Source organism: Streptomyces sp. NPDC002643, from assembly GCF_053592555.1.
Map to the genome: position 1 here is coordinate 1 of NZ_JBSFVY010000044.1, position 23,738 is coordinate 23,738.

General features: G+C 70.1%; 21 protein-coding genes. 12 read left to right on the forward strand and 9 right to left on the reverse strand.

Features of this window, described 5'->3' with window-relative positions:
- Positions 1-143: 143 nt before the first annotated feature.
- Positions 144-1,517, reverse strand: a complete 1,374-nt coding sequence (locus ACWD4G_RS40200; RefSeq protein WP_451302699.1) for an MFS transporter — start codon at positions 1,515-1,517, stop codon at positions 144-146.
- A 536-nt stretch (positions 1,518-2,053) separates the two neighbouring features.
- Here ACWD4G_RS40200 and ACWD4G_RS40205 point away from each other — a divergent pair.
- From ACWD4G_RS40205 to fabG, 12 genes are all read left to right on the forward strand, one after another.
- Positions 2,054-2,923 (forward strand): class I fructose-bisphosphate aldolase family protein, encoded by an 870-nt coding sequence (locus ACWD4G_RS40205; protein WP_451302701.1) that lies wholly within the window; start codon positions 2,054-2,056, stop codon positions 2,921-2,923.
- Complete coding sequence (locus ACWD4G_RS40210) at positions 2,920-4,137, forward strand: 3-dehydroquinate synthase II family protein (RefSeq protein WP_451302703.1); 1,218 nt, start codon at positions 2,920-2,922, stop codon at positions 4,135-4,137. The genes ACWD4G_RS40205 and ACWD4G_RS40210 overlap by 4 nt, the downstream gene beginning before the upstream one ends.
- Before the next feature lie 186 nt (positions 4,138-4,323).
- Positions 4,324-5,703: a class I adenylate-forming enzyme family protein gene (locus ACWD4G_RS40215; protein ID WP_451302800.1), complete on the forward strand. Its 1,380-nt coding sequence runs from the start codon at positions 4,324-4,326 to the stop codon at positions 5,701-5,703.
- Positions 5,704-5,783: 80 nt separating this feature from the next.
- Positions 5,784-6,059, forward strand: a complete 276-nt coding sequence (locus tag ACWD4G_RS40220; protein WP_451302705.1) for an acyl carrier protein — start codon at positions 5,784-5,786, stop codon at positions 6,057-6,059.
- Positions 6,056-6,373: an acyl carrier protein gene (locus tag ACWD4G_RS40225; RefSeq protein ID WP_451302707.1), complete on the forward strand. Its 318-nt coding sequence runs from the start codon at positions 6,056-6,058 to the stop codon at positions 6,371-6,373. Before ACWD4G_RS40220 ends, ACWD4G_RS40225 begins: the two co-directional genes overlap by 4 nt.
- On the forward strand, positions 6,363-7,625 hold the full coding sequence (locus ACWD4G_RS40230) for a beta-ketoacyl-[acyl-carrier-protein] synthase family protein (protein WP_451302709.1): 1,263 nt from the start codon (positions 6,363-6,365) through the stop codon (positions 7,623-7,625). Before ACWD4G_RS40225 ends, ACWD4G_RS40230 begins: the two co-directional genes overlap by 11 nt.
- Positions 7,622-8,482, forward strand: a complete 861-nt coding sequence (locus tag ACWD4G_RS40235; RefSeq protein WP_451302711.1) for a hypothetical protein — start codon at positions 7,622-7,624, stop codon at positions 8,480-8,482. The genes ACWD4G_RS40230 and ACWD4G_RS40235 overlap by 4 nt, the downstream gene beginning before the upstream one ends.
- Positions 8,469-10,145 carry a class I adenylate-forming enzyme family protein gene (locus tag ACWD4G_RS40240; protein ID WP_451302713.1) on the forward strand — a complete coding sequence of 559 codons (1,677 nt, stop codon included), beginning with the start codon at positions 8,469-8,471 and terminating at the stop codon, positions 10,143-10,145. The genes ACWD4G_RS40235 and ACWD4G_RS40240 overlap by 14 nt, the downstream gene beginning before the upstream one ends.
- Positions 10,142-10,699 (forward strand): hypothetical protein, encoded by a 558-nt coding sequence (locus tag ACWD4G_RS40245; protein WP_451302715.1) that lies wholly within the window; start codon positions 10,142-10,144, stop codon positions 10,697-10,699. Before ACWD4G_RS40240 ends, ACWD4G_RS40245 begins: the two co-directional genes overlap by 4 nt.
- 5 nt (positions 10,700-10,704) lie before the next feature.
- Positions 10,705-11,625 (forward strand): NAD-dependent epimerase/dehydratase family protein, encoded by a 921-nt coding sequence (locus tag ACWD4G_RS40250; protein WP_451302717.1) that lies wholly within the window; start codon positions 10,705-10,707, stop codon positions 11,623-11,625.
- 192 nt (positions 11,626-11,817) lie between these two features.
- Complete coding sequence (locus tag ACWD4G_RS40255) at positions 11,818-13,419, forward strand: MFS transporter (protein WP_451302719.1); 1,602 nt, start codon at positions 11,818-11,820, stop codon at positions 13,417-13,419.
- A 32-nt stretch (positions 13,420-13,451) separates the two neighbouring features.
- On the forward strand, positions 13,452-14,168 hold the full coding sequence (gene fabG, locus ACWD4G_RS40260; RefSeq protein ID WP_451302721.1) for a 3-oxoacyl-ACP reductase FabG: 717 nt from the start codon (positions 13,452-13,454) through the stop codon (positions 14,166-14,168).
- Positions 14,169-14,291: 123 nt separating this feature from the next.
- Here the strand turns inward: fabG and pgi are convergent, their stop codons facing one another.
- The 8 genes from pgi to ACWD4G_RS40300 all read right to left on the reverse strand — a co-directional run.
- Positions 14,292-15,944: a glucose-6-phosphate isomerase gene (gene pgi, locus ACWD4G_RS40265; RefSeq protein ID WP_451302723.1), complete on the reverse strand. Its 1,653-nt coding sequence runs from the start codon at positions 15,942-15,944 to the stop codon at positions 14,292-14,294.
- 166 nt (positions 15,945-16,110) lie between these two features.
- Positions 16,111-16,446 carry an RNA polymerase-binding protein RbpA gene (locus ACWD4G_RS40270; protein WP_003957010.1) on the reverse strand — a complete coding sequence of 112 codons (336 nt, stop codon included), beginning with the start codon at positions 16,444-16,446 and terminating at the stop codon, positions 16,111-16,113.
- A gap of 225 nt (positions 16,447-16,671) precedes the next feature.
- A complete protein-coding gene (secG, locus tag ACWD4G_RS40275) occupies positions 16,672-16,902 on the reverse strand; it encodes a preprotein translocase subunit SecG (protein ID WP_055514354.1) in 231 nt (76 codons plus the stop codon).
- Positions 16,903-17,047: 145 nt separating this feature from the next.
- Positions 17,048-17,824 (reverse strand): triose-phosphate isomerase, encoded by a 777-nt coding sequence (gene tpiA / locus ACWD4G_RS40280; protein WP_451302725.1) that lies wholly within the window; start codon positions 17,822-17,824, stop codon positions 17,048-17,050.
- Positions 17,825-17,830: 6 nt separating this feature from the next.
- The gene (locus tag ACWD4G_RS40285) at positions 17,831-19,042 is read right to left on the reverse strand and encodes a phosphoglycerate kinase (protein ID WP_451302727.1); all 1,212 of its coding nucleotides are present in this window, start codon (positions 19,040-19,042) and stop codon (positions 17,831-17,833) included.
- A gap of 135 nt (positions 19,043-19,177) precedes the next feature.
- Positions 19,178-20,188 (reverse strand): type I glyceraldehyde-3-phosphate dehydrogenase, encoded by a 1,011-nt coding sequence (gap, locus tag ACWD4G_RS40290; protein ID WP_451302729.1) that lies wholly within the window; start codon positions 20,186-20,188, stop codon positions 19,178-19,180.
- A gap of 269 nt (positions 20,189-20,457) precedes the next feature.
- Positions 20,458-23,415, reverse strand: a complete 2,958-nt coding sequence (locus ACWD4G_RS40295) for a M14 family zinc carboxypeptidase (RefSeq protein ID WP_451302731.1) — start codon at positions 23,413-23,415, stop codon at positions 20,458-20,460.
- Between the two features lie 77 nt (positions 23,416-23,492).
- Positions 23,493-23,738, reverse strand: a 246-nt coding sequence (locus tag ACWD4G_RS40300) for a hypothetical protein (RefSeq protein WP_451302733.1), incomplete at its 5' end; no start/stop codon positions are given.

The window sequence follows — 23,738 nt, forward strand, 5'->3', positions numbered from 1 at the left end:
AGCAGGGGCTGCACCCCGTGCTTTTCGGCCCGCAGGGCCGGATCTTTTAGGGGCGCGGGGAACTGCGCGACCAGCCACACACCACCCGCACCCGCCCTACAACCCGGTCCTCCCGAGCTCGTAGGCGGTGCGGCGAGCCCAGCTCAACCGGCCGGCTCCGTCTCCCTGGTCTCCGGCAGAGCCACCACGCACAGCAGGCTCACCAGGCACAACCCACCCGTGTAGAAGCCCAGCACCAGCGGCGACGACCACTGGCTGTTCAGCCAGGTCGCGACCAGGGGGGCGAAGCCGCCCCCCAGGGTGTTGGCCAGGATGAACGTCGCCGACGCCCCGGTGTAGCGCAGCCGCGCCGGGAAGAGTTCGGCGAGGAAGGCCGCCACCGGGGAGAACATCATGGCCAGCAGCATGAGGCCGATGGTGTAGGCGCCGGTGATGACGACCGCGTTGCCCGTGCTGAGGGACGCGTACATCGGGACGGCCCACACCACGCTGCCGACCGCACCCGCCAGCATCAGCGGGCGGCGGCCCACCCGGTCGGCCAGCCGCGCCACCGGCAGGGTGATCGCGATACCGGCCGCCGCCCCGATACTGGCCGCCGTCAGCATCGTGTTCTGCGGGATGCCGAGGGACTTCGGCCCGTAGGAGAGGCTGTAGACGATGGTGATGTAGTACACGGCGGAGCCACCGATCGCCGCGCCCGTGCCGAGCAGCAGCCGCCCGGGGTGACGGGCGATCAGGGTTCCGAGCGGGAAGCGGGACTCCGGCGCCGCCTCGGCCACCGGTTCCCGGCGCACCCCACGTGCCTCCGCCTCGAACACCGGTGACTCGGTCACCGTCGACCGCACCCACAGCCCCACCACCACGAGCACGGTGCTGAGCAGGAAAGGCACCCGCCAGGCCCACTCGGTGAATCCGTCCCGGCCGACGACATTGAGGGTGGGCAGGATGACGGCGCTGGAGAGCAGAAAGCCCAGCGAGGGGCCGATGTTGGGGACGGCCGCGTACATCGCCCGGCGTCCGGGCGGCGCGTGCTCGGCGGCCAGCAGGACGGCTCCGCCCCACTCGCCGCCCATGCTGACGCCCTGCAGCAGACGGAGGGTCACCAGCAGGACGGGGGCGAGGAGACCGGCGGTCTCGTAGGTCGGGAGGAGACCGACGCCGATGGTGGCCAGGCCCATCAGCAGCAGGGAGGCGACCAGGGCGTTGCGGCGGCCGAGGCGGTCGCCGATGGTGCCGAAGAGGACGACGCCGAGGGGCCGGGAGAGGAACGCCGCGGCGAAGGTGAGGAACGCGGCGAGCGACGAGACCGTGGCGTTGCCCGAGGGGAAGAAGGCCGGCCCGAGCACCAGCGCGGAGGCGGTGCCGTACACGGCGAAGTCGTAGTACTCGATCGTCGTGCCGATGAGACTCGCGGCGGCGACCTTGGACGCCTTGGCGGGCTCCGCGGATGCCGACGGTAATGCGACCGATCTCGGGCCCATGGGCTCGGTGACGGTCTTGGACGGGGATTCGGGCATGGGGGGCTCACTTCCGGTTCGCCCGGACACAAATGGTCCGGGCCCCGATGGGGGACGGCCACGCATGTAACACGAATCGGAGTGCGGCTGTCACCCTAGGCGGCCGAATTTGATTTCGACAAGTTTCGACAGTGGATCGACAGAATCGACAGAGAAGAGCCCGGTCGAATATCCCGGCACTGGGTCTCGTCCGCTTTAGCGACCCATGATTTACGCGATTCAACAGCAATGAAGTGTGTGATGTCCCTATGCGTGCGGACAGGTCGGACGAAACACCATAAGAACCAGCGAACACCACCCCGCGATGACGTCAACCCCGGGCTTCCTGTCAAACCGCTGTCAATATTCATACATTTGCTCACATAAAAATTTGCTCGCAGTCACGCCTTGCCAACTCGCGATCACGCACGGAATGCTGACGTCCGGGGGAACTTGAAAGTTCTACGACCGATGTTTTTCGGCCATGGAGTCCGCAGTGCGTTGCCGCAGTTCGACTTTCTTGAATACGGCCTCCGGGCCGGGAAGGCTCATTACCCATGCTGAAAACAGGCAAGCCATTGCGTTTGAGGAGACTTTCCCTGGCCGGCGACGACCGGCACTTGCTCATACCACTCGATCACAGTGTTTCCGATGGCCCCGTCGCTCCACCGGGCCAGTGGGAAGAGCTGTTGCGGGCCCTGGTGGCCGGCGGGGCCGACGGGATCATCGTCCACAAAGGGCGGGCCCGCACTCTCGGCCCGGAGCTTCTCCAGAGCTGTGCGCTGGTGGTACATCTGAGCGCGAGTACGGCCTGTGCCACCGATGTCGACGCCAAGGTGCTCGTCGGCGATGTCGAGGAGGCCGTGGCGCTCGGCGCGGACGCGGTGAGCGTCCATGTGAACATCGGCTCGGACACCGAGGGGCGGCAGCTCGCCGACCTCGGCGCGGTGGCCCGTTCCTGCGAGACCTGGGGCATGCCGCTGATCGCGATGGTCTATCCGCGCGGCCCCCGTATCGAGAACCCGCACGATCCCGCGCTGCTCTCGCACATCGTGAACGTCGCCGCCGATCTGGGCGCCGACCTGGTGAAGACCTCCGTGGCCCTGCCGCTCGACCGCATGGCCGAGGTGGTGGCCCACAGCCCCATCCCCGTACTCGCCGCCGGCGGACCACCGGACGGCTCCGACCTCATCGAGTACGGCACCGCCGTGATGGCCGCCGGCTGCCGGGGCCTCGCCGTCGGCCGACGGATCTTCTCCTCGCCCTCCCCCGCCTCCCTGGTGTCCCGGCTCGCGGCGGTGGTGCACGGCGACGCGGGCTCCCCCGGCGCCGGCGAGGCCGAGAGCGGCAGCGGGCTCAGTAGTGACATGAACATGACTGATTCTTCCTCTACCCATTACTCGACGATCGTGGCAGGTGTCGCATGAGGTTCGCGTGGATCGATCTCCGTGAAGTCCCCCGTCCGCAGCTCCAGGCGGTGGTGGACGCGGCCGTTCACGCCCGGATGGCCGGAGTGGTCTCCGCCGACGCGGAGTTGCTCGGCACCCTGCCCCCGACCGTCACCCGGGTGCACGTCCCCGCGGGGCCGGGCGCGACGGCCGCCGCCGTGAAGAAGGGCGAGGCATCCAAGGAAGCGAAGGACGCGAAGGGCAAGGGCGACGCCAAGTCCGGCGCCGAGGCGGCCCCCGCCGGGGACGGCTCCGGAATCGACGTCCTGCTGCGGAAGTTCACCGCCCAGGAGGAGCTGGACACCCTCTCGGCCCAGAACCGGTCGGCCACCGGGGCCGGCAGCGCTCCCGTCGCCGGCTTCATCGACGTACGCGACGACCGCACCCTGAAGCTGTCGTGCGCGGGCGCGATGGCGCTGCCGTACACGGTGATCCACTTCGCCGATCCGACGAAGATCCCGCTGGAGATCGTGCTCGCGGCGGCCGAGTCGGCCGAGGGCCAGCTGGTGACCGTCGTCGGGGATCTGGAGGAGGCGGCGATCGTCTTCGACGTCCTCGAACGCGGTTCCGACGGCATCCTCTACGCGCCCCGCTCCGCCGACGAGGTCTTCGCGCTGGCCCGGCTGCTGGAGGCGACGACCCCGCAGCTGGAGCTGTCGACGCTGACCGTGGAGAGCATCCGCCATGTCGGGCTCGGCGACCGGGTCTGCGTCGACACCTGTTCGCACTTCGAGGAGGACGAGGGCATCCTCGTCGGCTCGTACTCCTCCGGGTTCGTGCTCTGCTGCAGCGAGACCCATCCGCTGCCGTACATGCCGACCCGGCCGTTCCGGGTCAACGCCGGTGCCCTGCACTCGTACACGCTGGGCCCCGACAACCGCACCAACTACCTCAGCGAGGTCGGCTCCGGCAGCGCGCTGCTGGCGGTCGGCGCGGACGGGCGGACCCGGCGGGTGGTGGTGGGCCGGGCCAAGCTGGAGTCCAGGCCGCTCCTTGAGATCCGTACGCACGCCCCGGACGGCCGGCTGGTCAGTCTGACCGTGCAGAACGACTGGCATGTCAGGGTGCTCGGCCCCGGCGGCAAGGTCCTCAATGTCACCGAGCTTCAGTCGGGCGACGAACTGCTCGGCTATCTCGCGCAGGACAAGCGCCATGTGGGCCTGCCCATCGGCGAGTTCTGCAAGGAGGTCTGAGACCCCATGGGCGAGCCAGGCAGTCCGCGCGGTTCGGCAGCGCCCCGAAGGGGCGCGGGGAACTGCGCGACCAGCCACGATGACGCCGCAGACGGCCGACGGCCCAACGCGGCCCCGCGGCGGAGCCGCACATCGGCACAGCCCGCGGAGCGCTCGGCGGCGGTGGCCGAGTTGGCGGCGGAGGGCATGGGCCCTGTGGTCCAGCGGCTGTTCGACGCGCGGGACGACGCATTTCCCTATCTGACGCATCTCGAAGAGACCGTCACCCGGGGGGAGTTGAGGGAGCGGGTGGCCAAGCAGGCCGCCGTCTTCGCCGGGTACGGCATCGGACCGGACAGCACGGTCGGACTGCGGACCCCGCCCAGCTTCACCCAGGTCGAGGTGCTGCTCGCGCTGTGGCGGCTCGGCGCCCAGGTCATGCTGTTCGACTTCCGGCTGAAACCGGCCGAGGTCGAGGCGCTCTGCGCGACCTGCGCCCCGCAGTTCATGGTGAGCGCCGGTACGAATGTCCGGGCCGCGTTCGGTTTCCGTTCCGAGTACGAGGTGGCCACCGAGTGCCGCCGCAAGGGACGCCCGGCGGCCACCGCGCACCGGCTGGTGCAGTTCAGCTCGGGCTCCACCGGGCGGCCCAAGGTGATCGGCAGGACCGTGGAATCGCTGGCCGCCGAGGTGGCCGCGTTCGGTGAGGTCCCCGGGATGCCGGGCGAGGGCGACCGGCTGCTGCTGCTCAGCTCCACCGCGCACAGCTTCGGCCTGATCGGCGGTCTGCTGCACTCCCTGGCCACGGGGGTGTCGGTGGTCTTCGCGCCCCGGGTGTCCGCCCGCGACATCCTGAAGACCGCCACCGACCACCGGATCACGGCCCTGTTCGGGGTGCCCATGCACTACGAGCTGCTGTCCGTCGCGGTCGAGCCGCCCGAACTGCCCGAGTTGAAGATCGCCGTGTCCGGCGGTGAGCTGATGCCGCCGGAGGTCGCGGACCGGTTCGCCAAGCGGTACGGCATCCCGGTCGGCGAGGCCTACGGCACCACCGAGACCGGGATCGTCGCCATCGACGTGGGCGGCACCCTGCGGCCCTCGGTCGGTCGGGCCGCGCCCGGCGTGGAGGTCCGGGCCCACCACGGCGAACTGGACGTCGCGCTCGCCGAGTCGCCGTATCTCTTCGACTCGGGCGGCACCCAGTACGCCGACGGCTGGCTGCACACCCGCGACCGGGCCACGGTCGACGCCGACGGCGCGGTCACCGTACGCGGCCGGGCCGACTCCCTCGTCGTCATCGGCGGTCTCAAGGTCGACCTCACCGAGGTCGAGCACGTCCTGCGCGAGCACCCGGCGGTCGAGCAGGCCGTCGTCGTCCACGAGCACGTCACCGAGGCGTACGTCTCGGTGACCGCCGGCGCCGAGGGCCCGTCCACGGCGGAGCTGCTGCGCTGGTGCCGGGACCGGCTGGCCGACTACAAGCTCCCCCGCGTGATCCACCTCCTCGACGCCCTGCCCCGCACCTCCAACGGCAAGCTCCTGCGCCAGACGGAGACCCTGCGGGCGGCGGCGACCGGCACGACCTGACACACCGCTGATCCCTTGATCCCTCTACCGACACCTCTCGCACCCCCAACGCACCACATTTCACCTGGAGATGGCGACCCATGAGCACGTCAACCCTGGAAGACGAGATCCGCGAGTTCGTTCTGACGTCGGTCATCGACGAGATGAACATCCTGACGAGCCGGGACGGCCTCACGGACGACAGCCCGGTGACCGTCGGCGGGCTGGAGGTGGACTCGCTGAGCCTGATCGAGCTGACGCTGCGCCTGGAGGCCCGGTTCGGTGTGGAGATCCCGGACACCGACATCGAGCCGCTGGCCTCCCTGACCCTCGGCGGGCTGGTCGCCGAGGTCGTCCGACGCGGTGCGAAGGCATGAGCGCGGACGCCACCACGTCGTCGCCGGTCACCACCACGTCGTCGCCCGTCATCACCGTCGACACCGTCCGGGAGCTGCTGTCCGACCGCAAGATCTTCCCCGGTGTGCCCGAGGACCTCGCCGAGGACGACGAACTGGTCCTGGACTCCCTGGGGTTGGTGTGGCTGCTGCACGAGGTGGAGGAGCGGTACGGACTGGTCGTGGAGCCCTCTGACGAGGACATCGACGGGCTGACCTCGCTGCGCGGGCTCACCGAGTTCCTGAGCGCGGCCGGGGTCGACGGGTCGCGAGGAGGTGCCCGCGTTGACGGGTGAGTCGACCGGTGGGGTGACGGTGACGGGCTTCGGCGTGCGCACCGCCTTCGGCACGGGCGCCGAAGCCCTGCGCCGAGGGGTCTTCGCCGGCGTCCCCTCCTTCGCCCCCACCACCCGCTTCGACACCGGCCCGTACCGTACGCCGATGGCGGGCGCCGCCCCCGACGGCCCCGACGCGGTCGAGGACTGGGCGCTGCGCCACGCCCTCGCCCGGTGCGGCACGGACGCCCTCGCCATGGCGGGCCTGCGGCAGGGCACGGACGCGGCGGTGCTGTTGGGGATCGCCGGGGACTGCACGAGCATCACGCGGTACTGGCGGGAGGCGGCGGCCGAGGAGACAGCGGGCGAGGGCTCCGAGACGGACAGGGAAGCCGAAGCCCTCGGCACGGCCACGGCAGAGGCCCGCCCCGCCGGTGCCGCACCTGCCCGCCCCGCCGACGCCGTCCCCGCCCGGCTCGCCGAGCTGCTGGCCGGTGGCCTCGGGCTCTCCGGCCCCCGGCTGACCTTCACCAACGCCTGTGTGGCCTCGGCCGCCGCGATCATCCATGCCTGTCGGCTGATCTCCTCCGGGCGGATCGACGTCGCGGTGTGCGCCGGTGGCTATCTGGTGGAGGAGGAGACGTTCGGGAAGTTCGACTCGGGGCGGGCGTTGTCGAGGGACGGCATGGTGCGGCCGTTCAGCGCGGACCGCAGTGGGCTGTTGCTCGGCGACGGGGTGGCGGCGGTCGTGCTGGAGTCCGCCGGGCACGCCCGGCGCAGGGGTGCCCGTCCGCTGGCCGGCATCGTCGGCTGGGGCGCGGCGACCGACGCCCACCACATCGCCCAGCCGCACCCGGAGGGCCTGGGCCTTTCCCTCGCCGCAGGCCAGGCGCTGCGGATGGCGGGTGACCCTGACGGGGCGGCGCTCGGCTATGTCAACGCCCATGGCACCGGCACTAAGTACAACGACGGCGCCGAGACCAGGGGTCTGCGCGCGGCCTTCGGCGAGCGGGCCGAGTCGATCCCGGTCAGCTCCACCAAGAGCACCACCGGCCACATGCTGGAGGCGGCGGGTGTCGTGGAGTTCGTGATCACCCTGCTGGCCCTGACGGACGGGGTCCTCCCCCCGACCGCCGGCTACACCGCCCCCGACCCCGAGTGCGACCTCGACTACGTCCCGAACGAGCCCCGCGAGGCCGATCTCCACCGCGCCCTCTCCATCAACGCGGCCTTCGGAGGCGCCAACACCGCACTCGTACTGGAGCGGCCGTGACGACGAGCGACACACAGAGCAAGGCGCCCCTGCGCTCCCCCCTCGGCATCCTCACCACCGCCACCGCGACCCATGGCACCGGGCGGGACGGCGATATCGCGCTGCCCCGGCTGCCGGGGTTCGTGGAGTCGGCGTTCAGTCCGCTGGCGTTCGAGGTGGCGGCCCGCTGTCTGACCGAGTGCCCCGGCGAGGGTGGCCGTACGGCGGTGGCGCTGGCGAGCCTGATGGGGGACACGACCACCGCCGATCTGGCCAGCCGCCGGGTGGTGTCCGGCCGCGTCCACAACCCCCTCCTGTTCATGCAGGCCACCGCCAACTCCGTACTCGGCCATATGAGCCGGGAGTTCGGCATCACGGGCCAGATGTTCAGCCTCTCCACCCTCGACGATCCGGCGACCGAACTCCTCGCCATGGCCGATCTGCTCCTCGAAGACCCGGAGCTGGAGCGCGTCCTGGTCATCGGTGTGGAGCTGGGCGGCGGCGCACGGGTGGCCGCCGCCCACCGCGAACTCACCGCCGACACCGGCCAGCCGGCCCCCGACCTCCCCGAATCCGCAGGTCTGGCCGCCGCCGCGCTCCTCACCCGCCCCGGCCCCGGCTCAGCGGTGACGCTCCGGTCCACGGAGGCGGCGACCACGGCACCCCCCGCCACCCACCCCGGCGGCCTCCGGTCCCTCTTCGACCTCGCGGCCCTGCACCGGCGGCTGTCGCGGGACGGCGGCAGCCAGGTACTCGCCACCGGCCCCCACACCCCCGCCTTCCTCCTCACCACCGAACGGCCCCCGGAACAACCGAAACAGCCGAAACAACGGGAACAACAGGAACGAAACGAGACGGACACCCATGCTCATCAGTAGGCAGGAGCGGGCACGGATCTGCTCCGACGACGAACTCGGCGCGGGCAACGTCCTGCACCGCATCAAGACATACGACCGTCCCCTCGACGAACCGGTACTGCGCTTCGACGGCAACTGGCGTGCCCCGGACGGCAGTCACCCCGAGGTACTCACGCTCGGACAGCTCGACGAGGTGGTGGAGGCGTACGCGGGCTGGTACGCGACCCGGGGCGTACGCCCGCGCGACCCGGTGGCGATCCACTCCTACTCGGCGGCCGAGTTCGCGGTGAACTTCCTGGCGCTGACCTCACTCGGCGCCGTCCCGTCGTTCGTGAACGGCAATCTGTCCCCGGAGACCGCCCGCGAGTACATCCGCAGACAGGGCGCGGTGGGCGCCTTCACGGACGAGGAGCACCGCGAGGTACTGGCCGACTCCGGTCTCGGCTTCCACGTGACCGCCGCCGAGATCCGCCCGGAGCACCGTACGTCGCTGCCCGCCTCGTACCCGTACCGCCACGACCCGACCGACCCGGTCCTCATCTCGCACTCCTCCGGCACCACAGGCCTGCCGAAGGGTGTGCCGCACACGCATCGCACGCTGATGTACGCGCAGACGCACCGGCTGCGCTACTCCACCGGCACCGACATGCGGCGCACGCTGGTGGGGCTGCCCGGCGCGCACAACGCGATGGTGGCGACGCTGATGTACTGCCTGCTGCTGCGCGCGGACATCAAGCTCATGTCGAGTCAGCGCGGCACCGATGTGCTGGACGCGATCGAGGAGTTCCGGCCCACGACCGTGCTGGCGTTCGCCGGGACGTTCGGTGAGATGGCCGCCGAGGATCTGGCGGCCCGGGATCTGTCGAGCGTGCAGGTGTGGTTCAACACCGGGGACGCGGCGCACGAGGCGCACATCAGGGCGCTCGTAGCGCACGGCAACCACATCGAGATCGGCCGGGATCTGAAGCACCGGCGGGTCGACGGTTCGGTCTTCGTCGACGGGCTCGGCTCGTCCGAGGCCGGTTACTCGGTCTTCCACAACCGGCACACCAAGGACACCTCCGCGTACGCGCGCCGCATCGGCAAGCCGATCAGCTTCGCCGAGGCCGCCGTGCTCGCTGAGGACGGCACCCCGCTGCCGCCCGGCGAGATCGGCCGTCTGGGCCTCAAGTCCCCGACGCTGACGCCCGGTTACTGGAACGACTCGGTGACCTGGAACCGGATGCGCCTCGGCGGCTACTGGCTCACCGGCGACCTCGCCCGCCAGGACGACGAGGGCAACTTCTACCACCTGGACCGGGCCCCGGACGCCATCCGCACCCGCGCAGGCATCGTCTTCAGCACCCGCACCGAGGAGTTGCTGCTGGCCGAGCTGCCCGGACTCGCCGACTGCACGGTGGTCGGGGTCGCCCCCGACGGCGTACGGGCGGACTGGGACGGGGACGGGGTGGCGGAGGCGTACGCGCTGCTCCAGCCGGCTGATGCGGGCGGCGCAGGCGACAAGGGCACCGAAGGCGATGAGGAGTGGACCGCGCGCGTCAACGCGGTGCTGGCGGAGGCCGGCTTCCCACCCCTCTCCCGGGCCGTGCCGATGAAGCCGGACGACGTGGCCAAGGGCGCCACCGGCAAGGTCCTCAAACGAGTGATGCGCGACAGGTTCGCCGCCAAGGAGCAGCACGTATGAGCACGACTACGACTGGTGGCGAGGGCGTCAACCACCGCGCGCGGGCCGGTGAGGCGTACCGGCTGTGGTGGCAGCACGACGCCAACTGGTACCAGGGCGTGGCCGCCCGCTTCGGGCAGGACGTCGCGAACGAGATCAACGCGGAGGCGATGCGCAAGGTCGCCGTCCATGTGGGCCAGCGGGTCGGCCGGCTCTCCGGACCGCTGCCCGACACCGGTGACACCCGCAAGGACCTGGAGGAACTGCGCCGCCGGTACGACGACTGCGGCGACCGGATGTTCCCGCCGGAGCTGCGCAACGCCGCCACCGAGGTCGAGGACGACGACCTGATCGTGCTCACCCTGAAGCGGAACTTCGCGATCACCATGGTCCGGATGGCCGGCTCCCTGGACGGCTATCGCTGCCCGTGCACCGACATCCACGCGGGCTGGTCGGAAGGCCTCGGCGTGACGTTGACGGAGAACCGCGCCGAGAGCTGTCTGCGGAACGGCGACAAGGCGTGCCGCCTGCTGATGCGGGTCGCCACGCCCCTTTCAACCGATGGGGAGAACTGAAGGACATGCGGGTACTTGTCGCCGGGGCCACCGGAGTGGTCGGACATCCGCTGGTGGGCGCGCTGCGCGAGCGGGGTCACGAGGTGAGCGCGCTGGTGCGGCAGGGGTCACGGGGCCGTGCCCCCGAGGCCGACGAGGTCGTGGTCGCCGACGCGCTCGACCGTGACGCCCTGCTGTCGGCGGTGTCGGCCGCCCGGCCCGAGGTGGTCGTCCACCAGATGTCGGCACTGCGCATGCTGCGCGACGACCCCCCGGGCGCCTTCGCCCTCACCGCGCGCCTGCGCACCGAGGGCACCGCCAACCTCATCGAGGCCGCCCGCGCGGCCGGCGCCCGACGCCTGGTCGCCCAGTCCATCGCCTTCGCCGCCACCCCCGCCGGGGAACCGGTCCTCGACGAGGACGCACCCCTGTACGTGGACGCCCCCGACCCCGGCTGGGCCTCCACGGTACGGGCCGTGGCCGACCTCGAACGCCAGGTGCTGGCCACCGACTTGGCGGGCGTGGTCCTGCGCTACGGCACCCTGTACGGCCCCGGCACCGCGTACTCCCGCAACGGCGGCGCCACCGCCCAGGCCGTCCAGTCCGGCAAACTCCCCCTACCGGGCGACGGCTCCGGAATCACGTCGTTCCTGCATGTCGAGGACGCGGTGGGAGCGACGGTGACAGCCGTGGAGTCGAACGTCACGGGCGTCTTCCACATCACGGACGACGACCCGGCCCCGGCGGCCCAATGGCTCCCCCACCTGGCCCGCGCCCTCACCGCCCCGTCCCCCCGCACGATCCCGCCGCCCCTGGCCCCCCGCCTCCTCGGCTGGTTCATGGCCCACCAACTCACCTCGGCCCACGGCGCCTCCAACGCGCGTGCCCGCACGACCTTGGGCTGGAAACCAACAAGGCCAAGCTGGCGAGACGGGTTGGGCAACTGATGCGGCTGCCCATAGCTGCGGGCAACCGTGCCGCTAGGACGGCGCCCACCCTGCAGCCGTCGTAGCTGCGGGCAATCGTGCCGCTAGGGGCGGCACCCATCCCAAAGAGAGCGGCACCCTGTCAGCGCCGGTAAGCGCAACCCCGCCCCGCCCAGCCAAAGCCGCCGAGCACGAAACCGGAAGAGGCAGACGATGACCAAGGCCAGCGCCCCAGTCACGCAGGCCACCCCCATCCCCACCCGAACCTGGCCCATCCTCCTGGTCGTGGTCTGCGCCCAGATGCTGATCTGGCTGGACACCTCCATCCTCAACGTCGCAGTCACCACCCTCGCCGCCCCCGAGGACGGCCTGGCCGCAACCCCCGCCGAACTCGAATGGGTAGCCGGCGCCTACACCCTGGTCCTCTCCGGCACCCTCTTCGCAGGCGGCGCCCTCGCCGACCGCTTCGGCCCCAAAACCACCCTCCTCACCGGCCTCACCCTCTTCGGCGCCGCCTCGGCCATGGCCGCCTTCGCCCCCACCCCCACCTGGCTGATCACAGCCCGAGCCTTCATGGGCGCGGGCAGCGCCCTGCTGATGCCGGCCACCCTGACCGTCATCATGCAGACCACTCCGGAGGAGAAACGCACCCGAGCCATCGCCATCTGGTCCTCCTCCAGCGGCCTCGGCGTAGCCATCGGCCCGGTAGCGGGCGGAGCCCTGCTCAGCCACTTCTGGTGGGGCTCGGTCTTCCTCGTCAACGTCCCGATCGTCGCCCTCTGCCTGCTGGCGGCGATCACCCTCGTCCCCCGCCTCGGCGGCTCCCACCGCCGAGTCCTGGACCTCCCGGGCCTCGCCCTGTCCGTCCTGGGCCTCGGCGGCCTGGTCTACGGCATCATCGAACTCGGCAACGGCCGCACCTGGTACGGCCCCCACGTCCTGCTCCCCCTGGCCCTGGGCGCAGCCCTCCTCGCCGCCTTCGTCGCAGGTCAGCGCCGTTCCCCCACCCCCAGCCTGGACCTACGCCTGTTCCGGCAGCCCGGTTTCACGGCCGGCAGCGTGGTCCTGCTGATCACGTTCATGACCCTCGCCGGACACCTGTTCTACGCGGCCTTCTACCTCCAGGGCCCCCGCGGTCTCTCCCCCGCCGACGCGGGAACCGTCATGATCGCCGCCGCGGTGGGCATCGTCCTCGGCAGCCAGGCATCCCCCGCGACCAGCCGATGGCTCACCCCCCGCTGGACGGTCTCGACCGGCGTCCTGGCCACCGCCGTCACCTATGTCGCCTACGCCTGGCTGGACGGGCGCACCCCGGTCTGGGTCATCGCCGTGCTGCTGTGGGTCCAGGGCTACGGCATGGGCCTGGTCGGCACCCCGGTCACGGCGGTGATGATGCGCGGCGTGCCACCCCAGCTGGTCGGCGCCGGTTCCGCCGTCACCAACGTCACCCGGCAGGTCGGCAACGTCCTCGGCGTGGCCCTGGCCGGCTCGGTCCTCTCCGGCGTCTACCGCTCCCGCATGGCCGACGCCGAACTGCCCGGCACCGGCCAGGAACTCTCCCCCTCCGCCGAGGACCAGGCCCGCACCTCCCCGGAGGCCGCCCGCTCCCTCGCCGACTCCCTCGGCCTCCCCGATCTGGCGGCCCTGGCCGACCGTGCCTTCCTCGACGCCATGTACGCCGCCACCCTCACCGTCGCCGCCCTCGCCCTCATCGGCTTCGCGGTCTCCGTCGTAGGCCTGCGCACCCGGGCACCCCGGCCGCAGAGCCCGCCCGAGCGAGCGGCACAGGACGACGAACGGTTGGAAACCGCGTGACCCCGCCCCATTCCCCGGAAAGGCACAGCCCCATGCCCCAGCCGACGCCCCGCTCCGTCCTCGTCACCGGCGGAAACAGAGGCATCGGCCTCGCCATAGCCCGCCGCTTCGCAACGACCGGCGACCGGGTCACCGTCACCTACCGAGGCGAGGAGCCGTCCAGAACCGAGAACATCCTGCCCGTACGCTGCGACGTCACCGACAGCCACCAGGTCGACCAGGCGTTCAAGGAGGCCGAGGAGGCCCACGGCCCCGTCTCCGTGCTGGTCGCCAACGCGGGCGCCACCCACGACCGGCTGCTGATCCGGATGACCGAGGAGGACTTCACCTCCGTCATCGACACCAACCTCACCGGCGCCTTCCGTGTCGCCCAGCGCGCGATACGCGGCATGCTCCGGACGGGCCACGGCCGTATCGTCCTGCTCTCCTCCACGGCCGCCCTGCACGGCGCCCCCGGCCAGACCAACTACGCGGCGGCCAAGGCGGGCCTGATCGGCTTCGCCCGCTCGCTCACCCAGGAACTGGGCGCCCGCGACATCACCTGCAACGTCGTCGCCCCCGGCCTCACCGAGACCGACATGAGCCGCGCCCTCACCCCGGAGCAGCGCCGCGAACTCCTGCGCACCACCCCCGCCGGACGCCTCGGCACCCCCGAGGAGGTCGCCGACGCGGTGGCCTTCCTGGCGGGCGCCGGTTACATCCGCGGCGCCGTGATCCCGGTCGACGGAGGCGCCGGGCTGGGCCACTGACGGCGGACGGCGCCGCCACCGGCATGCGCCACCGCGGCCTCATCGGACCCTCGGCCCACTCGGACCGGGTGGGGAAGCGGACGTCGCGCGGCCGCCCACTTCCCCACCCACCTGTCCTGCTTCCTAACGTCCGCGCAGCTCCCGGTACTTGGCCACCAGCGCCTTGGTGGACTCGTCCAGACCGGGCACATCGGCGCCCTCGGTCAGCGCGGGCTCGACCCTCTTGGCGAGGACCTTGCCCAGTTCGACGCCCCACTGGTCGAAGGAGTCGATGTTCCACACGGCGCCCTGTACGAACACCTTGTGCTCGTACAGCGCGATCAGCTGGCCGAGCACCGACGGTGTCAGCTCCTTGGCCAGGATCGTGGTCGTCGGATGGTTCCCCTTGAACGTCTTGTGCGGCACCAGCTCCTCCGACACCCCCTCGGCCCGCACCTCGTCCGGCGTCTTGCCGAACGCCAGCGCCTGGGTCTGGGCGAAGAAGTTGGCCATCAGCAGATCGTGCTGGGCGCCGAGGGCGTCACTCAGCTCGGCGACCGGCCGCGCGAACCCGATGAAGTCCGCCGGGATCAGCTTCGTGCCCTGGTGGATCAGCTGGTAGTAGGCGTGCTGCCCGTTGGTGCCGGGCGTGCCCCACACCACCGGACCCGTCTGCCACTCCACCTCACGCCCGTCACGGCCCACGTACTTGCCGTTGGACTCCATGTCCAGCTGCTGCAAGTACGCCGTGAACTTGGAGAGGTAGTGGCTGTACGGCAGCACCGCGTGCGACTGGGCGTCATGGAAGTTGCCGTACCAGATGCCCAACAGGCCCAGCAGCAGCGGGACATTGGACTCGGCGGGCGCGGTGCGGAAGTGCTCGTCGACGATCCGGAACCCGTCGAGCATCTCCCGGAAGCGGTCCGGCCCGATCGCGATCATCAGCGACAGGCCGATCGCCGAGTCGTAGGAGTACCGCCCGCCGACCCAGTCCCAGAACTCGAACATGTTGGCGGTGTCGATGCCGAACTCCGACACCTTGCCCGCGTTGGTCGACAGCGCCACGAAGTGCTTCGCGACCGCGTCGGGCCCGGCCTTCAGCTCACCGAGCAGCCACTCCCGCGCGGAGGTGGCGTTGGTGATGGTCTCGATGGTGGTGAACGTCTTCGAGGCGATGATGAACAGCGTCTCCGCCGCGTCGAGATCCCGCACGGCCTCGTGCAGATCGGCCCCGTCCACGTTCGACACGAAGCGGAGGACGAGGTCGCGGTCGGTGTAGGAGCGCAGCACCTCGTACGCCATCGCCGGGCCGAGGTCGGAGCCGCCGATGCCGATGTTGACGATGTTCCTGATGCGTCGGCCGGTGTGGCCGGTCCACTCGCCGGAGCGGATGCGCTCGGCGAAGCCGCTCATCTTGTCGAGGACGGCGTGCACGGCCGGTACGACGTTCTCGCCGTCGACCTCGATGACCGCGTCACGCGCGGCGCGCAGCGCGGTGTGGAGGACGGCCCGGTCCTCGGTGGTGTTGATCTTCTCGCCGCGGAACATGGCGTCCCGCAGTCCGAAAACGTCGGTCGCGGCGGCCAGCTCGCGCAGCAGCCGCAGTGTGTCGTCGGTGACCAGGTGCTTGGAGTAGTCGACGTGCAGATCGCCGACCTCCAGCGTGTACCCGGCACCGCGCCCCGGGTCGGCCGCGAACAGCTCACGCAGCTGTACGTCGCCCTGCTGTTCCCGGTGCTCGGCCAGCGCCGTCCATTCGGGCATCTGATTGAGCCTGGCACGGCTTTCTGCGTTCATCTCGGACTTCAGCCTTCTTTCCTACCTGGTCCTGCCTGCGTACCCCGCTGCCGATCCCAACCTAATCGATCAGAGGGCAACACAAGCGCAGTAGCAAGAGCCCAGGAATCACCAGCCCCAAACACCTCCGGCCAGGCACCCCTCGGTGCCCGGCCGGTGTCAACTTCTAGATCTCGCCCCGCAGTTTGGCGAGCGCCTCGGCGAGGATCGCCTCACCGTCCGCGTCGCTGCGCCGCTCCCGCACATAGGCGAGGTGCGTCTTGTAGGGCTCGGTACGCGGCGGGTCCGGCGGATTGTCCCGGTCCTGCCCGGCCGGAAAGCCGCAGCGCGGGCAGTCCCAGGTGTCGGGGACCTGCGCGTCGCTGGCGAAGCTGGGCTGGGTCTCGTGCCCGTTGGAGCACCAGAAGGAGATGCGCAGCCGGGGGGCGGACTCGCCGCGCTCGGCCTCGCCCATCGGCCCCGCCCCGACCCGGCTTCCTCGGATCGCGTTGCCACTTGCCACGGTCGTAACTCCCTGCGTGATGGTGCGGCGAAGCGAGTCGGCGTTTCGCTTCGCTGCGAGCGCCTCAGTCTACGTAAGGCCCAACGCGCGTCCAGTGATTGGAGTTACATCCCACCCCAGACGCAAGCCCCATGATAGGCCGCGCTCGAAGTCGCGTACCCAGCATGGGGCTTTACGTGCGGATTGGTGCGTCCGTGACGCGTTGTCGTACGTCTGACCTGCCGATCAGTTGTTGACCTTCATCAGGATGCCGAGTACGACAATGCACGCGAACCACAGCAGACCGACCACCACGGTGATCCGGTCGAGGTTGCGCTCGGCGACGGAGGAGCCACCGACGGACGACTGCATACCGCCACCGAACATGTCGGAGAGGCCGCCGCCCTTGCCCTTGTGCATCAGCACCAGCAGCATCAGCAACCCGCTGAAGACGATCAGGGCGATCGAGAACCCCATAACCACGGCTGGACCAACTTCCTCGGATCTGGATGGACGACAGGGGCATGGCCGCAGCGCCATGCCCCCGCAAGACTACGACGTTCGGCCGCAGACGCCTACTCGCTGCTTCCCGGATCGCCGCCCGGGCGCTCCGGTCGACGGCTCACTGGTCGCGGAACCGCACGATCTTGACGAACTCGTCGGCGTCCAGGGAGGCGCCGCCCACGAGCGCGCCGTCGATGTCGGGCTGCGCCATGATCTCGGCGACGTTGCCGGCCTTGACGGAGCCGCCGTACTGGATGCGGATCTGGTCGGCGGTCTCCCGCGAGTACAGCTCGGCGAGCTTGCCGCGGATGGCCGCGCAGACCTCCTGGGCGTCCTCGGCGCCGCAGACCTTGCCGGTGCCGATGGCCCAGACGGGCTCGTAGGCGATCACGATGGTGACGGCGTGCTCGGCGGGGACGTCCTTGAGGCCGCCCTCGACCTGGGCGAGGGTGTGGGCGACGTGGTTGCCCGCCTCGCGGACCTCCAGCTCCTCGCCGACGCACAGGATCGGGGTGAGGCCGTGCTTGTAGGCGGCCTTGACCTTCGCGTTGACGATCTCGTCGGTCTCGTTGTGGTACTGGCGGCGCTCGGAGTGGCCGATCGCCACGAACGTGCACTTCAGCTTGGCCAGCATCGGGCCGGAGATCTCACCGGTGTAGGCGCCGGAGTCATGGGCCGACAGGTCCTGGGCACCGTACTTGATCTTCAGCTTGTCGCCGTCGACGAGGGTCTGGACCGAGCGCAGATCGGTGAAGGGCGGCAGGACCGCGACCTCACAGGCCTCGTAGTCCTTGTCGGCGAGGGCGAAGGCGAGCTTCTGGACGTGCGCGATGGCCTCAAGGTGGTTGAGGTTCATCTTCCAGTTGCCCGCCATCAGGGGCGTACGCGTGCTCATTGAGGGTCAGTCCTCCAGTGCGGCGAGGCCGGGGAGCGTCTTGCCCTCGAGGTATTCGAGGGAGGCGCCGCCACCGGTCGAGATGTGGCCGAATGCGTTCTCGTCGAAGCCCAGGATGCGCACGGCGGCGGCGGAGTCGCCGCCGCCGACGACCGTGAAGGCCTTGGAATCGAGGAGTGCCTGGGCGACCGCCTTGGTGCCCTCGGCGAAATCGGGGTGCTCGAAGACGCCCATGGGGCCGTTCCAGAAGACGGTGGCGGCGTCGGCGATCTTCGAGGCGTAGAGCGCGGCGGACTCCGGACCGATGTCCAGGCCCATCTGCTCGGCCGGCATGGCGTCCGCGGCGACCGCGGTGGCGCCGGCCGGAGCCTTGGTCTTCAGGTCGGGGAACGCGGGCGCGACGACGGCGTCCACGGGCAGGACCAGCTCGACACCGGTCCGCTCCGCGCGCTCCAGGTACTCGGTGACCGCGCCGAGCTGGTCCTCCTGGAGGAGGGAGCCGCCGACCTCGTAGCCCTTGGCCTTGAGGAAGGTGTACGCCATGCCGCCGCCGATGAGGATGCGGTCGGCCTTGCCGAGCAGTTCGTCGATGACGGCGAGCTTGTCGGAGACCTTGGCGCCACCGAGGGCGACCACATAGGGGCGCTGGACGTCGTCGGTGAGCTTCTTCAGGACGCCGACCTCGGTGGCGATGAGGAAGCCGGCGTAGTGCGGCAGCCTGGCCGGCAGGTCGAAGACCGAGGCGTGCTTGCGATGCACGGCGCCGAAGCCGTCGCCCACGTAGACATCGGCGAGGGCGGCCAGCTGGTCGGCGAACGCGGCGCGCTCGGCGTCGTCCTTGGACGTCTCACCGGCGTTGAAGCGCAGGTTCTCGACGACGGCGACCTGGCCGTCGGTGAGAGCGGCGACGGTGGAGGTGGCGGACTCGCCAACGGTGTCCGTCGCGAACGCCACGTCGGCGCCGAGGAGTTCACCGAGGCGGGCGGCGGCCGGGGCGAGGGAGAAGGCCGGGTCCGGGGCGCCCTTGGGGCGGCCCAGGTGCGAGGCGACGACGACTCGCGCGCCCGCCTCCGCCAGCGCCTTCACGGTGGGCAGCACGGCGCGGATACGGCCGTCGTCGGTGATGGTGGTGCCGGACAGCGGCACATTGAGGTCGGCGCGGACGAAGACCCGCTTGCCGGCGACTGGCTCGGCGAGGAGTTCGTCGATCGTCTTCATAGAAGGGGCTCCCGAAGAGGACGTGTTGATGCTCGTGATCGTAAGAGGGCCGGTCTGCACGTGAGTCAGGGCCCGGGCTGCGCGTCACTGCGCCGCCCGAGCCCTGCCTTCACATCAAGGTGCCTGCTCTGTGGATCAGAGCTGGTTGCCGACGAAGACCGTGAGGTCGACGAGGCGGTTGGAGTAGCCCCACTCGTTGTCGTACCAGCCGAGGATCTTCACCGAGTTGCCCTCCTGGACCATGGTCAGGGAGGAGTCGAAGGTGCAGGAGGCCGGGTCGCTGACGATGTCCGAGGACACGATCTGGTCCTCGGTGTAGAACAGGATGCCCTTGAGGTCGCCGTCCTCGGAGGCCTTCTTGAACGCGGCGTTGACCTCGTCCTTGGTGACCTCGCGCTGGAGCTGGACGACCAGGTCGGTGGCGGAGCCGGTCGGGACCGGGACGCGCATCGCGATGCCGTCGAGCTTGCCCTTGAGCTGCGGCAGGACCAGGGCGGTGGCCTTCGCGGCACCCGTCGTGGTCGGAATGATGTTCTCGGCGGCGGCGCGGGCGCGGCGCAGGTCCGAGTGCGGGAAGTCCAGGATGCGCTGGTCGTTGGTGTACGCGTGGACGGTCGTCATCAGACCCTTGACGATGCCGAAGTTCTCGTCGAGGACCTTGGCCATCGGCGCCACACAGTTGGTGGTGCAGGAGGCGTTGGAGATGACGTGGTGGTTCGCCGGGTCGTACTTGTCCTGGTTGACACCCATCACGATGGTGATGTCCTCGTCCTTGGCCGGAGCCGAGATGAGGACCTTCTTGGCGCCACCGGCGAGGTGCTTGGCGGCGTCGGCCTTCTTCGTGAAGATGCCGGTGGACTCGATGACGATGTCGACGCCCAGCTCGCCCCACGGGATGTCGGCGGGGTTGCGCTCGGACAGGACCTTGATGGTGTGTCCGTCGACGGTGATCGTGTCGGCGGTGTGCGACACCTCCGCCTTGAGGCGGCCCAGGATGGTGTCGTACTTCAGCAGGTGAGCGGTGGTCGCGGTGTCACCCAGGTCGTTGACAGCCACGATCTCGATGTCTGCACCCTGCTCCAGCAGCGCGCGGAAGTAGTTACGACCGATGCGGCCAAAGCCGTTGATGCCTACGCGGATCGTCACGAACCGATCTCCTCGTTGGTACGCCGGCTCAGCGCCGACGAGCTGTATGGGATGTCCCCGACCGCCTACGACCCTACCTCCCCCGGGCCCGTCGAGTGGCATCGAGATGCCCTATACATGCCGGTGCGGTCCGTACCCGCCGGTAGGGGTACGGACCGCCCGGGTTTTACAAGGTGATTACCTTTTGAGCGGCCCCCTGATCATCTGATTCCAGACGTTCCAGACGGCCTCTCACGAGCCTCTCGTCCGCCGTTCGGCGCAGTCGGCGCTCACTTCCTCAGCGCGTTCAGCGCCCTGCCGATCAGTGCCGTCCGGTCGGCCGCGATGGTCACCTGCTCCAGGCCGAAGCCCAGCAGCACGGTGTCCTTCGTGGTGACGGCCCCGTACGTCTTGAACAGCTCGCCGGACAGCCCCCAGTCCCGTACGACGGCCGGGCTGCCCGCGGGCGGGCCGGCGACGGTCCAGGCGCCGAGGGAGGTCTCGAAGCCCTCGACGGCACCGGTCGTGCCGCCGATGACGACGGTGGCGTTGTCGGCGAGGAGCCCACGCCCGCCGGAGCCGGGGTCGGTGATGTAGCCGAGCGAGATCTCGACCGTCTTCCCGGCGTACGCGGACAGATCGAACTCGACCCGCTGCCAGCCGTCGGAGGCCCCGGTGAGGCTGTTCCAGGAGCCGCTGGTGCCGGTGGGCGCGCAGCCCTCGGCGGTCCGGGTCAGATACCGCGTGAGCGCGGGGTGGGCCTGGATGAAGTACCCGGCCTCGCACTCGGTGGGCACGGCGCTGGAACTGGCGCCGCCGGCCTCCGGCAGCGTCGTCCAGTCGTCCGCCCCGGCCGTGTGCGCCTCCAGGACCGCGTGGTCGTAGCCCTCCTCGATGCTCCACAGCAGCTGGGTGCGGAAGGCGGGCTTCTGGTCGGCGGTGACCGAGGTGAGGTCGATGGTGCGGGTCAGCCGGTTCCAGGCGTAGTCGGAGTGGGTGACGGCCGCCATGGACGCGCCCTCGTACGGGCCGTACGGGTTGACGGTCCCGGGGTACTGGCCCGCCCCCGCGCTCGTGAACTGCGGGAACGTGTCGGCGGGCAGCGCGTCCGAGGTGACGCCGAACGATCCGGCGGTGTCCAGCGGGTTGCCCGGCGCCGCGCCGAGTGCGCCGGAGGCGCCCGCCAGCCTGCCGCTGCCCTGGAAGGCGGTGGCGTTGGGGAGGGACGTACGGCTGTAGGCGCCCAGGTAGTACTGGCTGAAGTCGTTCGACAGGGTGCCGCCGCCGAGGTCGACGGAGCCGCCGGCGCTCTCGCCCGCCTCGATCAGCTTGCCGCCCTCGTTGAGGTGGGCGCGCAGTTCGAGCTGGGTGGCGACACCGGGGCGTACGGCGCCCGTGTAGTGCACGACCTGCTTGAAATGCTTCAGCACGCCCAGCGCGTCGGGAGCGCCCTGGGTCGCGACGTCCCAGACGAGCGCCTTCTTGCCGTTGGCCTTCAGCGCGTCCACGTACGCCTGGGCATGGGTCTGGGTCGCGCCTTCCTCGGCGATCACGAGGGTGTCGGCCTTGGGGCGTTCGGCGATGGTGTAGGTGAAGGGCTCGCTGCGGGTGGGCCTGCCGCTCTTCGTCTCGCCGGTGAACCAGACCTCGACCTTGTCGCCAGTCCCACCGCCCCGGACCTTGGCCCGGTACTCGTCGAAGTACAGATTGTCCTCGCCGCCGAACGTCTCGCCGCCCTTCCAGGGCTTGAGCGTCCGTTCGTAGGTACGGCCCTTGCCGTTGATCCGGTACTTCATCTCCTTGTCGCGCACCGACTTGCGGGCGACGACGGAGATCTCCTGGTCGGCGCCGCGCGAGTACGACGTGGTGAAGGGCGCCGGGGTGAAGTCGGGGGCGTCGATGCCGACCGAGGACTTCGGCTGGTCGGGCCTGACGGCGGACTCGGCGACGGAGAGCGCGAACGGGATGTTCTTCTCGAACTCCTGCTCGATCAGCTTCTCGTCGTCCGGGAAGGTGAAGACGGAGGCGCAGTCCTCGGGCTTCCAGGCGTCGTTCGGGTCGATGCTCGACGCGGTCTGGCAGGTCGACATCTCGGGGGTGAACATCGCCGTGCCGTTGACGTTGGCCGCGTGGCCGTCCGCCTCACCGTTGGTGGTGTACAGCTCGGAGGAGAGCTGGGGGTGGTAGCCGGGGATCGCGGAGTTCTCCGGTGTGCCGGCGAGCGACTTGTAGAGCACGTCGTCCGGAGTGGGGGTGGCGACCTGCCAGCCGACGCCGTAGAGGAGGAGTTCGGCGGCGGAGTGGTAGTTGATGCCGTACTCGAAGCCGATACGGCGTTCGAAGGCGTCCAGGGCCTGGGTCTCGGGCTCGGAGTTCGGGCCGGCGCCGCGATAGGTCTCGCTGGTGGGGAACGGGGAGGAGCCCTCGTTGTCGTAGCCCCACTGGTAGGCGAAGTTGCGGTTGAGGTCGACGCCGTCGCCAACGGTGATGGTGCCGTCGCCGTTGATGTCCCGGAGGTTCTTGCGCCACTGACGGTGGGCGGTGTCCTGGTGGGTGAAGTCGTAGCCGTCGGGGTTGGCGGAGATCACGAACCACAGCTCGGTGGTGTCGACGATCTTCTTGATCCGCTTGTCGGTCCTGTAGTTGTCCAGGTAGTGGTGCATCAGCCGCCGGGTCATCTCCGGGGTGATCCACTCGCGCGCGTGCTGGTTGGACACGTACAGGACGGAGGGTTTGGCGCCGTCCTTGGTCTTCTTGGCGTTCTTGGTGAGCTTGAGGGCGAGGATGTCCTGCCCGTTCAGCGTCTTGCCGATGGAGACCACCTTGGTCAGGGACGGGTTCTCCCGGCCCGCCTCGATGATCTCCTCCTTGATGCCCCCGGCACCGCTGTAGGGCCGGTACACCCCATCACCGGCGGCTTCCACCCGGGCCTCGGCCTTGCTGGTGAGCTTGTGCTCGGTGAGCTCGACTCCCTGGTCCTCCAGGGCCTCGGCCTGCTTGTCGGTGAGGTAGACCTCGACCGAGGCGGTGCCCTTCTCCGGTGCCTGCTCGCTCAGTTCATGACCGTCCTGGCCGGCCGCGAGCAGCAGCGGGATCTGCTGCTTCGTCACCTCGGCCCGGAAGACCTTGACTTCTTCCGTGTCCGTGGAACTGTCGTTCTCGGCCGCCTGGGCGAGGGGTGCGAGTCCCGCACCGCCGCCGAGGAGGAGCGCGCCGGCAGCGAGGACCGATCTCGCTCTTCGTCTCATGAGCCCCCCTTGAAGTGGTCTGCCACAGTGGTGATCAGACGCCAGGCTCATGTCAGATTTGGGGCAAGTCAAGGGTGTCACACAGGCCACACACGGAATTCACGCCGAAAGCGGAACACCGGTGCCGAACGCCACAACTGGGCGTCGACACCGGCGAGTTGATCCGGACGGGTGAGGGGTGACGGGGTGTCGTCCCAGTGCGGGACTGACGGGGTGTCGCCCCTGTGAGCGGCTGACGGGAAGCCGCTCCGGTGCGGGAGCGACGGGAAGCCGTCCCGGTGCGGGAGCGACGGGAAGCCGTCCCGGCGCGGGAGCGACGGGAA

What these genes read in the sequence shown, in the direction of transcription:
- tpiA (WP_451302725.1), bottom strand. Translation starts at nt 17,824, where the DNA reads ATGAGCACGCGTACGCCCCTGATGGCGGGCAACTGGAAGATGAACCTC.
- ACWD4G_RS40255 (WP_451302719.1), top strand. Translation starts at nt 11,818, where the DNA reads ATGACCAAGGCCAGCGCCCCAGTCACGCAGGCCACCCCCATCCCCACC.
- pgi (WP_451302723.1), bottom strand. Translation starts at nt 15,944, where the DNA reads ATGAACGCAGAAAGCCGTGCCAGGCTCAATCAGATGCCCGAATGGACG.
- fabG (WP_451302721.1), top strand. Translation starts at nt 13,452, where the DNA reads ATGCCCCAGCCGACGCCCCGCTCCGTCCTCGTCACCGGCGGAAACAGA.
- ACWD4G_RS40285 (WP_451302727.1), bottom strand. Translation starts at nt 19,042, where the DNA reads ATGAAGACGATCGACGAACTCCTCGCCGAGCCAGTCGCCGGCAAGCGG.
- ACWD4G_RS40205 (WP_451302701.1), top strand. Translation starts at nt 2,054, where the DNA reads ATGCTGAAAACAGGCAAGCCATTGCGTTTGAGGAGACTTTCCCTGGCC.
- ACWD4G_RS40220 (WP_451302705.1), top strand. Translation starts at nt 5,784, where the DNA reads ATGAGCACGTCAACCCTGGAAGACGAGATCCGCGAGTTCGTTCTGACG.
- ACWD4G_RS40295 (WP_451302731.1), bottom strand. Translation starts at nt 23,415, where the DNA reads ATGAGACGAAGAGCGAGATCGGTCCTCGCTGCCGGCGCGCTCCTCCTC.
- ACWD4G_RS40240 (WP_451302713.1), top strand. Translation starts at nt 8,469, where the DNA reads ATGCTCATCAGTAGGCAGGAGCGGGCACGGATCTGCTCCGACGACGAA.
- ACWD4G_RS40225 (WP_451302707.1), top strand. Translation starts at nt 6,056, where the DNA reads ATGAGCGCGGACGCCACCACGTCGTCGCCGGTCACCACCACGTCGTCG.
- ACWD4G_RS40210 (WP_451302703.1), top strand. Translation starts at nt 2,920, where the DNA reads ATGAGGTTCGCGTGGATCGATCTCCGTGAAGTCCCCCGTCCGCAGCTC.
- ACWD4G_RS40200 (WP_451302699.1), bottom strand. Translation starts at nt 1,517, where the DNA reads ATGCCCGAATCCCCGTCCAAGACCGTCACCGAGCCCATGGGCCCGAGA.
- ACWD4G_RS40215 (WP_451302800.1), top strand. Translation starts at nt 4,324, where the DNA reads ATGGGCCCTGTGGTCCAGCGGCTGTTCGACGCGCGGGACGACGCATTT.
- ACWD4G_RS40245 (WP_451302715.1), top strand. Translation starts at nt 10,142, where the DNA reads ATGAGCACGACTACGACTGGTGGCGAGGGCGTCAACCACCGCGCGCGG.
- secG (WP_055514354.1), bottom strand. Translation starts at nt 16,902, where the DNA reads ATGGGGTTCTCGATCGCCCTGATCGTCTTCAGCGGGTTGCTGATGCTG.
- ACWD4G_RS40250 (WP_451302717.1), top strand. Translation starts at nt 10,705, where the DNA reads ATGCGGGTACTTGTCGCCGGGGCCACCGGAGTGGTCGGACATCCGCTG.